Annotated in this window: 14 protein-coding genes; 8 read left to right on the forward strand and 6 right to left on the reverse strand. The window is 44.1% G+C overall.

Going from position 1 to position 13,102, the window contains the following annotated elements:
* Positions 1-61: 61 nt before the first annotated feature.
* Positions 62-1,351 (forward strand): hypothetical protein, encoded by a 1,290-nt coding sequence (locus tag K9J17_18325; protein ID MCF8278689.1) that lies wholly within the window; start codon positions 62-64, stop codon positions 1,349-1,351.
* A gap of 72 nt (positions 1,352-1,423) precedes the next feature.
* Here K9J17_18325 and K9J17_18330 read toward each other — a convergent pair whose 3' ends face one another.
* Positions 1,424-1,735, reverse strand: a complete 312-nt coding sequence (locus tag K9J17_18330) for a rhodanese-like domain-containing protein (GenBank protein ID MCF8278690.1) — start codon at positions 1,733-1,735, stop codon at positions 1,424-1,426.
* A 135-nt stretch (positions 1,736-1,870) separates the two neighbouring features.
* Here K9J17_18330 and K9J17_18335 point away from each other — a divergent pair, with 135 nt between their 5' ends.
* The gene (locus K9J17_18335; protein ID MCF8278691.1) at positions 1,871-3,823 is read left to right on the forward strand and encodes a T9SS type A sorting domain-containing protein; all 1,953 of its coding nucleotides are present in this window, start codon (positions 1,871-1,873) and stop codon (positions 3,821-3,823) included.
* Positions 3,824-3,880: 57 nt separating this feature from the next.
* On the opposite strand, the gene K9J17_18340 is transcribed toward K9J17_18335, so the two are convergent.
* Positions 3,881-5,509: an FAD-binding dehydrogenase gene (locus K9J17_18340; GenBank protein MCF8278692.1), complete on the reverse strand. Its 1,629-nt coding sequence runs from the start codon at positions 5,507-5,509 to the stop codon at positions 3,881-3,883.
* Between the two features lie 72 nt (positions 5,510-5,581).
* Between K9J17_18340 and K9J17_18345 the strand changes: the two genes are divergently transcribed.
* The 4 genes from K9J17_18345 to yidD all read left to right on the forward strand — a co-directional run bounded on the left by K9J17_18345 (position 5,582) and on the right by yidD (position 8,166).
* Complete coding sequence (locus K9J17_18345) at positions 5,582-5,968, forward strand: hypothetical protein (GenBank protein ID MCF8278693.1); 387 nt, start codon at positions 5,582-5,584, stop codon at positions 5,966-5,968.
* Between the two features lie 141 nt (positions 5,969-6,109).
* A complete protein-coding gene (gene trxA / locus K9J17_18350; GenBank protein MCF8278694.1) occupies positions 6,110-6,472 on the forward strand; it encodes a thioredoxin in 363 nt (120 codons plus the stop codon).
* Positions 6,473-6,705: 233 nt separating this feature from the next.
* Positions 6,706-7,773: a T9SS type A sorting domain-containing protein gene (locus K9J17_18355; GenBank protein MCF8278695.1), complete on the forward strand. Its 1,068-nt coding sequence runs from the start codon at positions 6,706-6,708 to the stop codon at positions 7,771-7,773.
* Between the two features lie 30 nt (positions 7,774-7,803).
* The gene (gene yidD, locus K9J17_18360; protein ID MCF8278696.1) at positions 7,804-8,166 is read left to right on the forward strand and encodes a membrane protein insertion efficiency factor YidD; all 363 of its coding nucleotides are present in this window, start codon (positions 7,804-7,806) and stop codon (positions 8,164-8,166) included.
* 841 nt (positions 8,167-9,007) lie between these two features.
* Here the strand turns inward: yidD and K9J17_18365 are convergent.
* Entirely contained in the window at positions 9,008-10,024 is a 1,017-nt protein-coding gene (locus tag K9J17_18365; protein MCF8278697.1) for a TauD/TfdA family dioxygenase, read from the reverse strand.
* Between the two features lie 117 nt (positions 10,025-10,141).
* Between K9J17_18365 and K9J17_18370 the strand changes: the two genes are divergently transcribed.
* Both K9J17_18370 and K9J17_18375 read left to right on the forward strand, forming a co-directional pair.
* Complete coding sequence (locus tag K9J17_18370) at positions 10,142-10,921, forward strand: carboxypeptidase-like regulatory domain-containing protein (protein MCF8278698.1); 780 nt, start codon at positions 10,142-10,144, stop codon at positions 10,919-10,921.
* A 102-nt stretch (positions 10,922-11,023) separates the two neighbouring features.
* On the forward strand, positions 11,024-11,671 hold the full coding sequence (locus K9J17_18375; GenBank protein MCF8278699.1) for a hypothetical protein: 648 nt from the start codon (positions 11,024-11,026) through the stop codon (positions 11,669-11,671).
* Between the two features lie 159 nt (positions 11,672-11,830).
* On the opposite strand, the gene K9J17_18380 is transcribed toward K9J17_18375, so the two are convergent.
* The 3 genes from K9J17_18380 to K9J17_18390 all read right to left on the reverse strand — a co-directional run.
* Positions 11,831-12,205 (reverse strand): hypothetical protein, encoded by a 375-nt coding sequence (locus tag K9J17_18380; GenBank protein ID MCF8278700.1) that lies wholly within the window; start codon positions 12,203-12,205, stop codon positions 11,831-11,833.
* Between the two features lie 11 nt (positions 12,206-12,216).
* On the reverse strand, positions 12,217-12,612 hold the full coding sequence (locus tag K9J17_18385; GenBank protein ID MCF8278701.1) for a hypothetical protein: 396 nt from the start codon (positions 12,610-12,612) through the stop codon (positions 12,217-12,219).
* A gap of 109 nt (positions 12,613-12,721) precedes the next feature.
* Positions 12,722-13,102 (reverse strand): T9SS type A sorting domain-containing protein (locus tag K9J17_18390; protein MCF8278702.1); only part of this gene is annotated, 381 nt, incomplete at its 5' end.

Below are 13,102 nucleotides of genomic sequence, written 5' to 3' on the forward strand. Positions count from 1 at the left end.
GATGAGTTGGAGAAACGATTCGGTTGAAACGCTTCACGTTTATTGAACATCTTTGTTGTGCATGAAAAAGGTGTTGATTCTTGCATACGATTTTGAACCACTGAATTCAATCGGAGCTCAGCGACCGCTTGGTTGGTTCAAGTATTTCAAGGAATTTGGATTGCATCCCGTAGTTGTAACGCGCCATTGGGACGCGATTAACGAACCGAACGACCTTGTAAGGCCAAGCCTAAATCAGCAAGTCGTTAAGGAAGAAACGGAGCTTGGAACAATTGTTCGAGTTCCTTATCAACCCAATCTAAGAGATCGGATTCTTCTGAAACATGGAATGCATAAAAGGGTGCTAATCCGTAAGTTACTCTCACTATTTTATTCTGTTGGGCAATACTATTGGATGCGACTGGATAATCGGTCGAATATTTACCATGAAGCGCGCAAATGCTTAATTAATAGTAAGTATGATGTGATCATTGCAACGGGCGAGCCATTCATTCTGTTCCGATATGCCGATTTGCTTTCGAAGGAATTTGGAATTCCTTGGATTGCGGATTATCGTGATGGATGGAGCCAGAATTACGCTACGCTTCATGCCTCCGGAAAGCTTCAAACTTGGTTGAACAATACCTTCTTTAGTAAAATAGAAGAACGGATTGTGAGGAATGCGCGGCTTTGCACCTTCACAGTTGAATCGCATCAGAAAGAAGTCGAGAATCTCATTCCAGGAATACGATCAGAAATTGTGATGAACGGATTTTTCGAGGAACTGATTCAGCAACTTCCTGCAATTGACCGACCTGAAAGACCTTTCGTGATTGCTTATTCTGGCACCATTTATCCTTATCAGGAGCTGGAAGTTTTTCTAGCTGGTTTAAAAAATGCAATTGAAAAGAATGATCTCAATCCACACGATATTCAACTTGTATTCTACGGTTTAGAATATCAACCTGAACAGTTGAATCGTGTAATCGGATATTCGGAAATGCTAAGACCGTTTATTCGAACGACAAGAAAAATGCCAATGAAAGATGTGCTTCTTGAACTGAATAAAGCACATGCACTATTGCTACTTGCCTCACCAAATCAACAACAGATCTACGCCAAAGTATTCGATTACATCGCATTGAAAAGACCAATTATCTTGTGCAAAAGCGACAATGGCCCATTGCAGAAAATGGTGCTCGATACTGTTTTACCTATGATTTGCAACTCAGAATCGGAAGTATCAGATGCTATCTCAAAATTGAAAGATCATCCCGTTTCAAACGATAATCATTCGCTCTCTTCTGAAAAGTATTCGCGTAGACATCAGGCGTTCGTACTGGCCGCCATCATCAAAACACTCGAAAAATAAAAACCCCGCACAACTTTCGTCATGCGGGGCAACCTTCGATGGGCCATTAACCATCAACCATGAAACCTCCATTTACATCATCCCCTGCACACTATTCCACGGCCCACCATTTTCTACTTCAATTCCTGCTTTTCTTAATTGATCTGCCGCCATTCCACTTCTTGCTCCAGATCGGCAGCAAGTGATGATAGGCTTGTTCTTACGCTTCAATTCATTTACCTTATTCGGAATCAAGTTCAACGGAATATTCACCGATTGCTTGATGTGTCCTGAGCGATATTCCTCTGGTGTTCTTACATCTATGATCATCGCTCCTTTGGCAAGCAATGCTGCCACCTTTTCGTTCTTCTTGGTTCCTCCAAATAATGCTGAAAATATGCCCATGTCTTTTCGTTTTTCTGACACAAAGGAAACAAGCCTTGTCTGCACTGTTCGTAACCATAGTTACACAAGTGTCTTCATTGTCTTCGCAAACACAAGAATCGCGCTTAAAACTGGTATTTTAGGCCTCTTCAAAACATGTATATGATTCGCTTCATTAAACCACTTTTTGTACTTGGAATCGGCTTTGCGGCCTATCTAGGATCCATTGCCAACTACAAATGGACCGATGCTCAGGCGTATCACGGACCAGGTGAGGTCAATTTTTTCCGCGATAACAACATCGGACTTCCGCTTTCAGACAACGGGTATTTTAAAGCTTCTGGAAATTGTGATGGATGCCACGGCTACGATCCAACACTGAATGCGAATACGAATGAAATGGGACACGATATCAGCCCTGTTTCTTACTGGCGCTCCACCATGATGGCCAACAGCGCTAAAGACCCGTTCTGGCGCGCCAAAGTAAGTCACGAGGTAACCGTGAATCCACAACATCAAGTGGCTTTGGAAGACAAGTGTACTTCATGCCATGCGCCTTTGGGACGATATTCCTTCCAAGAATTTGCAATGGGACCTTACGGGATGTCCGACCTCGAAAGTGATTCGTTGGGACAAGATGGCGTTTCGTGTCTTGCTTGCCACAAACAATCTGACCAACAATTGGGCAACTTGAATTCAGGCGCGTTGAATTTTGCCCCGCAGCCGGTGGCCTATGGTCCGTTTGAGAAACCGTTCGAAGCACCGATGCAAGACCTTGTAGGCATCATTCCAGTTTACAGCAACCACATCAACGATGCTGGGCTTTGTGCTGGTTGCCACACGCTCATCACTGAAAGTGTCGACCTCAATGGAGACTTTACGGGAGCTACGTTTGTGGAGCAGGCCACGTATCACGAATGGTTGAATTCAGCATATAATGATGGTCAATCCAACGCTACTACGTGCCAAGGATGCCACATGCCGACCATTGATGAAGGCATTGTGCTTTCAGCAAATTATACCGAGTTGTTTCCCCGTAGTCCTTTTTCGAAGCACGAATTGGTCGGAGGAAACAGCTTCATGCTCAAATTGCTGAAGCAAAATGCCGCTACCTTGGGCATTGCTGCCACTGATGAGCAACTGGATTCTACCATTGCCCGAACAGAAAAAATGCTTCAGCATCGAACCATGAATCTGGATGTGTCTTTTGCCACTTTCGATAATGACACTGCCTATTTCGAAGTAAGCTTGGAAAACCTCGCAGGACATAAATTCCCTTCGGGCTACCCTGCTAGAAGAGCTTTCATCGAGTTTTTGGTATTCGAAGAGAATGGCGATACCTTATTCAAATCGGGTGTACTGCAATCCGATTACGAAGTGCTTGGGCAGAATACAACCTTCGAACCACATTACGATGTGATCACGAACGAACAACAGGTTCAGATCTATGAAATGGTAATGGGCGATGTGAATGGCGATGTGACCACTGTGCTTGAACGGGCGGTTGCTCCGATAAAAGACAATCGATTGACTCCGCTTGGGTTTAGCACCACTCATGCTGCTTACGACACCACGGTATTGGCAGGAACAGTGCTTGTTGACACAGATTTCAACTTCGATGGATTTGAAGGATCAGGAACCGATGTGGTGCATTATCACATCCCGTTAAATGGATACAACGGAAGCATTAAAGTTCGTTCTCGCGTCTTTTACCAATCGGCTCCGCCTAAATGGATGCAGGAAATGTTCGCAGTCTCGACTCCTACGATTGATGCTTTTGAAACGATGTACACTAATGCCGATCAACGACCTGTGCTTGTGGCTGCCGATTCCATTGAGAGCATAGCTGTGGTTACTGGTTTAAAAGAATCTGAAAAGCTTGATTTTGCGGCCTATCCCAATCCAAGCCAGAACGGATTGGTGCAACTTCGCAATAGCAAGCTCAGCGAGATCACGAACGTTCAAGTTTTTAGTGTGAAAGGAAAGCTTGTGGCGAGTTTTGGCAAGTACCCACGCAATGGCATCCAACTACCTAAAGAACCGGGCATTTACTTCATTCGAATTGAAGGTTCGTTTGGAACCCAAGTGATAAAGGTTCTTAGAACTTGATGGAAATATAAATCGGGTTACTGAACGGACAGGAATGTCAGGTTTGCATCAAGCAACCTAAAGCTTCTTGTCAACGATGGTTTTTGCAGCAATACGGGCCGTGAGTACACAACCACCCAAGAAAGTGCCTTCCAACGCGCCTTTTCCGTGCGAACCACCACCACCGAATCCTGCAGCTTCGCCAATAGCGTAAAGCCCAGGAATGGCTTCTGAATGGCCATTGACAGGCTTGCTCATAACGCGGCCTCCTAAGTCGGTCTGAATACCACCTAATGTTTTGCGCGAGAGAATGGATTCTCGAATGGCAATAAGAGGAAGTGCCTTATCGTCCAATATCTTTTGGAATTTGCACGTGCGCACCTTATCACCTCGGTATTGGCGTGCGTGAGCAATCCTCCGCAACTGCTCATCATCATGGAAGCTCGGACCGCGATCAATCATCGCATCGTAAGGAAGGATACTATCGCGAACATGATCTAGTTTCACATCGTCCGTTCCTTCCAAAGCGTTCATTTTATCGACCAATTCATCCAAGGTGTTGGCGGTGACAAAGTCTGGGGAATTGAGCATATCGTTCACTAACTTCTTATTTCCTAAAAGTATGTCTTTCAAGAATTTAAGTAGATTCTTATCACGTATAGCTTCATTACTTTCAGAACCACTGATAGCAAACTCCTTCATCATGATCTTCATATTCAAGACCTGCCAGCTGTACTTCTTTTCCTGCTTGCATATCTCTTCCACTGTCCAGCGCGTGTCGTAAGCAGTGATCAACGGATTTGGTCCAAAACGTTTACCCGTATGATCAAGCCATAAGGCTGATTTTGGCGGTACCAGACTCAATCCATGGTCCTTCCATTTCGGACGCGGATGCCGTACACCTGCAGCATAGTGCCACGCCCAATCTAAGTTGGTCACATTTCCATCTATCTTTTCCACCGCTTCGTGCATATCACCCAAAGCATAAGGATGCGAACCATTGAGAATGGTCTTAGGCGGTTCGCCCCATGGTTTATACCATGTATCGCGCACCTTTTGAATGTTGCCACCCAATCCACCTGTAGCTACAAGAATGTTTTCGCCTTTGGCAGTGAATGATTCTCCGCTACGTTCGTCAAGCCCCTTAACTCCTACTACACGTCCATTCTCCACCAACAGATCCTCAGCCTTGTGTCGATAGAGCATTTGCAAATGTGTAGAGGCTTTAGAATGCCCACGCATGCTTTTGATAAGGTCATCTGTCAACCCCTTTCCCGTTCCCCACACCATGTGAAATCGTGGGTACGAGTTTCCTGGTTTGAATAGCCCACGTTCTACCCAATGCACCACTGGAAAGAACTTAGTACCATGTTCCTTGGTAAGCCAAGCGTAAATGTGATCGGTACACATATTCACATACTGCTCTGCCCACAGCTTAGGCAACACATCTTTATCACCAAAATCGGCTACTGAATGCCAATCGCTAAGCGCAAGTTCCACGCTGTCTTTCATTCCAGCTCTTCGCTGCAAGGGCGAATCCACGAAGAACATGCCACCAAAACTCCATTTAGCCAAGCCCCCTAGTTCTTCCTCCACATCGCGGTCTAGCAATAGCACTTTCTGACCTTCGTTCATTAATTCGATGGCAGCGGTAATGCCGGCAATTCCGCCTCCAATGATCACTGCATCAGCTTGGTATTCTTTCATTTGTCTCGCTTAAGACCGCTAAAGTTATCAGATTCGGCAATTGATGAGAAACGAGCTTAACTTTGTTCGGCTTTGAAAGACATTATCCGCTATAAAACCAATACGATCAGACTCGCAGAGAATGGAATCGTGTATTTTAAACCAGAGGCCGATGACGTCTATGAAGCTCACGACTTAATAGCCATTCTAGATTTGGCTGAGGAAGCTGCAGCCGGGAAACCGCTGCTGTTGCTGATGATGGTAAACGAGTTTGAATTCTTAATGACAGAGGAGGCTCGCAAGCTATTTGGTTCTTACGAAAAAGCTGAAAGAACCATAACGGCAGAAGCTGTTCTGGTTCGCTCTACTGTTTCACGGATGATGTACAATCTACTCATTCAAGTGCACAGACCAAAGTTTCCGTTCAAGGCATTTACGGAAGAAAAAGATGCTGTTGAATGGTTGCTGGGTCATGCTTAAAAATTATGTTCGGCACTTTATCTCCGATCCCTCAGCGATTTAACGATACTGATTTACAAATAACCATAGTGACGTGCATCACATTATACCGAACATGGGCAACCTAGCTTTGTAAAGTAAATCATAAGAAATCAGAACATTATGGCAACCATCAAATTAACCGCAGATAAATTCAAGAGTGACATTTTCGATTACACTACCGAGAAGGAGTGGAAGTATAAAGGAGAGCGCCCTGCCATCATCGACTTTTATGCCGATTGGTGTGGTCCTTGCAAAATGGTCTCCCCGATCATGGAAGAACTTAGCAATGACTATGCAGGCAAAGTGGACATTTACAAAGTAGATACCGAGGTTGAACAAGAACTTTCGGCCGTATTTGGCATTCGCAGCATACCAAGTATTCTCTTCATTCCTGTTGAAGGAGAACCAATGATGCAGCCTGGTGCATTGCCAAAAAATGCCTTTAAGGAAGTCATTGAAAAGGAGTTATTGCAAACGGTGTAAAGGCTTATAAGAATCGACATGTAACAGCTGGCTTTGTACAAACATTGTCAGCTGTTACGTTTTTATCGTTGCGTAAAAATCAAATGCCTTTCGAATAATCGAAGAACATGGAATTTATGGCACAGTTCCAATAGATATCAAAACCAAGTGTTAAGAACTATTGATTACTTCAATCGATATTAACATGCGACAAGGGCACATTCTGATAGTTTCGTGCTGCATTTACGCAGCCCATGAAAACAATCATCCATTTCGTCATCCTTATTGCGCTCTCTGTAAACCTCCAAGCGCAAAGTCTTGCCGGGGTAGAAAGTGTGGAATATGATCCTATAAACAATCGTTACCTCACTTCGTCAGACAATACATCTATCGTGGCAATTGCGCCTAATGGGGCACTGTCTTACTTCGGAAGTGGCGCACAGGCATCGCACGGCATGGAAGTAGTTGGAGCTGCACTATATGTGATAGACGGAACAACTATTCGTTGCTACGATCTGATCACTGAAAACTTGATCTTCTCGCAAACCGTATCTGGCTCTCAATTCTTGAATGGAATGACATCGAATGGCACAGATAGCATTTGGTTCACAGATTTCAGCGGAAAGGACATTTACGCCATGGATGTGACTGACCCCAGCAATTATACAATGATTGTTCAGAATATTTCTGAAACTCCGAATGGCATCAGCTATGATAGCGAAAATAACCGCTGCGTATTCGTAACATGGGGAACGGGAAAAGTGAAGGAGATGGACCTGACCACAAACGTCATTTCAGATGTTGTAGCTAACACAGGTCTGTTCAACATAGATGGAATTGACAGAGATGCTCAAGGAAATTGGTATCTCTCATCGTGGGGAAACAGTTCTAACCCGCAGATCACTAAGTACACGAATGATTTTTCGAGTTCCGAAACGATCACTGTTCCTGGAATCAGCAGCCCGGCAGATATCTGTTATGCTCCTGAAACAGATACGTTGGCAATTCCTGGAGGCGATCAAGTGCTATTTGTAGGTTTTGAAAGCACTAGTGTTGGTATTGAAGAAGAGAATTTTGAAGCCTACCGAATTCATTACAATTCAGGCTATCCTGTGGTTCAGTTCGATTTCAACGAGGATCAAGATGCGGTACTGGAAATTGTGGATATGAGCGGTCGTGTGGTTTACACGATTTTGGATGGTCATCAGCCAAAAGGAGCACAAATGGTCGTTTTCAGTTCCATCGGTCTCTATTCTGGTGCCTATTTTTGCCGACTGCAATCCAAGGAGCTCAGCTTTGCCGAACGCATCATCATTCCGTAAAAAACTTAAGATGACCCAATGAGGTCAGTGATCAACTTTCTTCTGATTCTGCCCATTCGATTTTACCAAGGCGCCATTTCGCCTTGGCTGCCTCCAAGTTGCAGATATACGCCTACCTGTTCCACTTATGCCATCGATGCCATCCAAACTTGGGGACCGATAAAAGGTAGCTGGTTGGCCATCAAAAGAATCGGTTCGTGCCACCCTTGGGGCGGTCATGGTTATGATCCGGTACCTGAACGAGAGGATAAATCTATTTTAAGACATTCTGCTCCAAACAACAGAAATGGTCATGCCGGATATGATGTGCCAGATGCCCCATGTGGCACAAAGAAGTGCCATCTCCCCTATTTCGGGAAAGAAATTGAAGCAGATGATCAATCCAAGTCCTGAATTCTGAATGCCTGTTTCAATGGCCAAGGAACGAGATGCCGGTTCTCCCAATTTCCCTGCCCTTCCTACAAGATAACCCAATACCAAAGCAGAAAGGTTGTGCACGATGACCAAGGCCACCACCAGATCGGCATACTTGATAAAATTGTCTTTGTTTTTGAGGAATGCCATAAGCACAAAAACGATGAAAATGCCCATGGACAACCATCGGACAGGCTTCATGATCTTGAGGGTTAAAAGCGGTTTTCGCGCAGCGAACACCATTCCGACAAACACAGGCAGAATTAAGAACAGAAATACGGTTTCGAACAGTTCGAATGCATCAAGTCTTACCGATTTCAAAAGTTCGCCCGTACCTGGATAAAGTGAACTCCATAACTCGAAATTGAAAGGCGTAAAGAACACGCATAGCAGTGTAGATATGGCCGTAAGCGTAACCGATAAGCCAAGATCGGCCTTGGCCATCGAACTCATAAAGTTGGAAACAGTACCTCCAGGACATGCGGCAACCAGAAACATTCCGAGCGCCAATCCTGGCAAAGGATTCCAGAAATAGGCGATCACAAACGTAAGTGCAGGCATGAGAATGAACTGCGACAGTAAACCAAGAAGCGTTGATTTCGGTCTTCGGATGGCGCGCGTGATATCGGACCACTTCAGGTCTAGCGCCACTCCAAACATGATGAATGCCAAAAGGAAGTTCAGTAGCAACCTACTGTTCGGGTCAAAATTGATGGCAATCTGCTCCTCCACGTTCAAGTATTAAAAGGTAAGTATGAGGAACAGAAAGTCAATCAGATGTTGCGACAATTCTTAATTTCTAATTTTCCATTCCTAATGACTAGGCCGTCCAAGCTACAAGAATATCGCGAGGGCCTTTATATGGTAGTCTTCCGTGCGAGGTGCTGAAATTATCAATCATCAACACGTCTCCCAATTTCCATGGATTGGCCACCAGATTGTTCCAGATAAGCTGCTCTACGTGTTCAACATAGGATTTAGGTATAACCGAGCCATCTGCAAAAAACATATGCATGGCTTCATCTTCTGGCTTCTTGAAAATTCGTTTGAAGAATGTGATGGTATTCAGCATGACCATATAACGTAAGGAGAAAAAATCCTTGCGTCTTGCGTAAATGTGCTTGTATTCGATAGCAGCCGCTTCGCGATGAAACACTTGCAAGTGATTGAACCAAACCATTTCGCCTGTATCCGGGTGCTTCTGAACCGCAGGTCGCTCGTTAACCAAGCGCAACTTATCATCAGGAAGCCAAGTTGGCTTGAGTTCATTCTTCTTACATTCTTCTTCTACCTTGGAATGATCTGTGGTCTTAAAAAGTTCATCCCATTTTTTAAGTTGAAACAGGTCGTTTCCGGCCTTGGTGTTCGGTCCAGAGTAATTTCGGATAAGCTTCACTCCTTTCTGCTCAAATTCTTTGCGAATTGCGGGGTCCATTTGTTCGTAGACCTTTCTGAAATCGCAAACGGGTGTTTCGCCCCCATCTTGCGGCTCAACGTAGCAGAAAAAGAACAGATAGCGCGGAGCAGTTGGCAAGAAGCTCATTTCGCAATGCTGCGTTATCGGATAATATCCAGGTAACTCGCTGGCCGAATGCACAAATTTGGTTCGGCTATTGCGAGGTGATGTTCCCGCGTAATTATTCTGCAGCCCAGGTTCAAGCGCTAGTGCTACATCTTCAAAATCTTCAGGAGATCTTACATCAAAGCCTCGGAATAAGATGGCTCCGTTTTTCAGAAGTTCGCTTTTCAACGAATCCCGTTCATTTGCAATACGCCCCAGCAAAACCTCTTTGCTCGATTCCTTATCCGGTTTTACGGTGAAAAGTTGTTCTGACATTTGTATAATTGAGATGAGCGAAGTTGCGAAATGACTTTATCATTAACAATTATTGACAGTTTATCTCCGTTTGGCACGGTAATTCATCTCAACAGATCATCGTTATTTGCAAAACCAATGAGAAATCTCGTATTCATCGTCATCATCCTAATGCAGGTTAGCCTTGGGTATGCACAAGATCGGAGACTCCTTGGTGGCATTATCAAAAACACCATTACTGCCGGGCCGGTTGTTTCTGTTCACGTCCTGAACCTTACCGATTCATTGGCCACGATCAGTTCGGAGAATGGAGCTTTTAAGATTCCCGTGAATCTTGGCGATAGCTTGGTTTTCACCTGCATCGGTTATCATTCCAAAGCGCTGATCATAACCGAAAAGGAAATGACTGCGGATTACATTGAGGTTAAAATGGCGCAGCGTGAGTATCAATTGGGCGAGGTTGAGGTGAATCCTTATGGTTCCAAAGACCAGTTCAGACAACGTTTTATGGAATTGGAAGTGGACGATGGAACCATCGATATCGTAGGTATTCAAAAACCAAGCAAGGCACCACGGGAGATACCCATTACGGAAGACAAGAACGAGATCAAGAAGGCAAAGTACATTATGAATCCAGCCTCATTCATCTATGGTAATTTCAGTAAAGACGCCAAGGCACGACAGGAATTACATAGGCTTGAAGCTGAAAAAGGCAAGCATCGATACAACGATAAGAAATTCAACGAAGAGGTTGTTGGTCGAATAACCCGTTACGAAGGAGAACGGCTTTTGGAATTCATGGACTACTGCAATTTTTCTGAAGATCAGGTCTACAGATATTCTGATTATGAACTAACCGTAGCTATCATGAATAAGCAGCGGGCGTTCGAGAACCTAGGTCACAGTTCATCTAAGTAATATTTATTAAGAAAACGTTGTTCAAAATTGGGCAACCCTCAAATTGATGAATGTGAATTAGTAATGGCAAGAATATTAACTTGCACCGCAATTGCACTATAGATGAAGCACCTTTTTACTTTGCTTTTATGCCTTAGCACGGTAGTTACATTTGCGCAGGATGGCACTCCTGCGTCTAAACCTGCTGCCGAGAAAGATCCGTCATCAATGACGAAGGAGGAAAAAATTGCGGCAGCAAAAGCCAAAGCCAAAATGGAAAGTGGCGATACTGCAAAAGCTTCCGCTCCTTCCATGACGCCTTTCGAAGAAGCCGCCAAAAGCTACGATCTAGCTTTAGGACTAAAGGAGCAACGTAAGTACGATGAATCTCAGGCTGAATTTGATAAGGCCATTGAAGTTGACCCGAACTTTGTAGAAGCTTATGTTGGACGTGGAGGAATCAAATTCCAGAAGATAGAATTCCCTGCCGCGATGGAAGATTATAACCGTGCGGTGGAAATTGCTGAGAATCTAGTGGAAATGCACGAATACAAGGCATCGATCAAAAACGTTTTGGCTGATTACGAAGGTTCTAAGATTGAAGGCAGCAAAGCTGACTATATGAAAACCAGATTGGCAGAAGCGCTTTATCACCGTGGGCACTTGAAGCGCTTTATGGAAGATAATGGCGGTGGATGTCAGGATCTGAGAAAAGCTCTTGATCTGGGTTATGGCAGAGCTAAAACAGATTGGCCAGACCTTTGCCAATAGTCAGAATACCGCTTAGCTATTGAACTGATCTCCCCGTTTGCACGGGGATTTTTTTTGGTCTGAAATCTTCACATTCCAAATTTCTGGAAATAAAAAACCCCCTCGCTTTCGCAAGGGGGATAAACGCTAGGTACCATCCAACCTTCGCGTTTTCATTGGTCATGAACCAACCTCTTCATCCATGAACATTCCCTGTTCGTTCTGCTCTTTCAGTGTCCAAGAATCGGTTACGGAAGTTTCCAACCATACCTCTCCTGATTTTCTGAACACCTGAGCAGACATTCCGTAATGCTCTTGGAATTCCTTTTCTATGTTTCGTACGGTGGATTCACCGTTAATTTCGATGACACCTTCGGTATCAACTGTTTTCCAATCCTTAAGATCAGCATTCGATGAAACCATTTCCTGCATTGGCGACATTTCGCCAGCAGCATGCGGTTTTTTAAAGAACTCAATCTTTAGGTACGGAAATGCAGCAGAAAACTGCTCCTGCACTTCACTGATCTTTTTCGAATTGTCAATCCTCAATTTCATCGTCTCCTGTATTACATCCACTTCACTAAGAAGGACATGAATTCTGCCTTCAACTCTTTGTAGATCTTCTCAAAGGTTTCTACTTGATCTCTCAATTTTGTGTGATCAGCAAAGAGCACGTGGTCAATCGCAATTGGATGATCCTGAGCTTGATTTGCCAAAAACTTATCGTGATCTCCGCATTTGCTGATCAATTCTTGAGCAACTTCTTTCTGGCGGATAAATTGATTCTGAAAATGTTCTATTTGTGAAGTAACCTCAACCTTCGTATTCCTTTTAACCAGTTCTTCCAATCGGTTTTCAAAAATGCGAACCTCATCGTAGTAGAACTTCATATTATTTGTCCACAGACGGTGTTCGAAATGAAGTTCGTCAATGTGTTTCTTAGGAGCTGTTGTTGCACTCATGATGGTTTATTATTTCGTTTATCTGAAAGCGAAATAAGCGCATACACGGCTCCAAGACCTTGACCTTGGTCGGAAAAAAAACTGATAAAAGTCTGTTAAGGTATTTGCCTTAGTTCTTAATGAACCGTGTGGTATGGCCAAGCCCTTTCGCTTGCAACTTCAGAACATACATTCCCGATTGAAGGAAACTTACGTCAAAGGAATATGCTGAACGTCCTGTAGCCACTTGCTTGCCATACATGTCAAATACACTGTAATTGAATGTTCCTAACGAACGATTTACGTATACTTGATCGGAGGCCGGATTCGGATAAATGAAGAATTGGTTTTCTGCTGATGGGGAATCTTGAACGCCAGTTGCCATCGAGCCCAAAACCCAAAGTCCTGTCTGCATATCTGAAGCTAAAATGTTGCCTGACGGCAGCAAGGGATAAACTCCCCAGCATCCTCTATAAACACCGCTTGTAGCAATTTCGGTAGATGTATCGTA

It is taken from the genome of Flavobacteriales bacterium (assembly GCA_021739695.1).
GTDB lineage: Bacteria > Bacteroidota > Bacteroidia > UBA10329 > UBA10329 > UBA10329.

Bases quoted from the DNA above. Each gene is read 5' to 3' on its own strand.
- K9J17_18325 (MCF8278689.1), top strand. From the start codon at position 62: ATGAAAAAGGTGTTGATTCTTGCATACGATTTTGAACCACTGAATTCA.
- K9J17_18330 (MCF8278690.1), bottom strand. From the start codon at position 1,735: ATGGGCATATTTTCAGCATTATTTGGAGGAACCAAGAAGAACGAAAAG.
- K9J17_18335 (MCF8278691.1), top strand. From the start codon at position 1,871: ATGTATATGATTCGCTTCATTAAACCACTTTTTGTACTTGGAATCGGC.
- K9J17_18340 (MCF8278692.1), bottom strand. From the start codon at position 5,509: ATGAAAGAATACCAAGCTGATGCAGTGATCATTGGAGGCGGAATTGCC.
- trxA (MCF8278694.1), top strand. From the start codon at position 6,110: ATGGCAACCATCAAATTAACCGCAGATAAATTCAAGAGTGACATTTTC.
- K9J17_18355 (MCF8278695.1), top strand. From the start codon at position 6,706: ATGAAAACAATCATCCATTTCGTCATCCTTATTGCGCTCTCTGTAAAC.
- K9J17_18365 (MCF8278697.1), bottom strand. From the start codon at position 10,024: ATGTCAGAACAACTTTTCACCGTAAAACCGGATAAGGAATCGAGCAAA.
- K9J17_18370 (MCF8278698.1), top strand. From the start codon at position 10,142: ATGAGAAATCTCGTATTCATCGTCATCATCCTAATGCAGGTTAGCCTT.
- K9J17_18375 (MCF8278699.1), top strand. From the start codon at position 11,024: ATGAAGCACCTTTTTACTTTGCTTTTATGCCTTAGCACGGTAGTTACA.
- K9J17_18380 (MCF8278700.1), bottom strand. From the start codon at position 12,205: ATGAAATTGAGGATTGACAATTCGAAAAAGATCAGTGAAGTGCAGGAG.
- K9J17_18385 (MCF8278701.1), bottom strand. From the start codon at position 12,612: ATGAGTGCAACAACAGCTCCTAAGAAACACATTGACGAACTTCATTTC.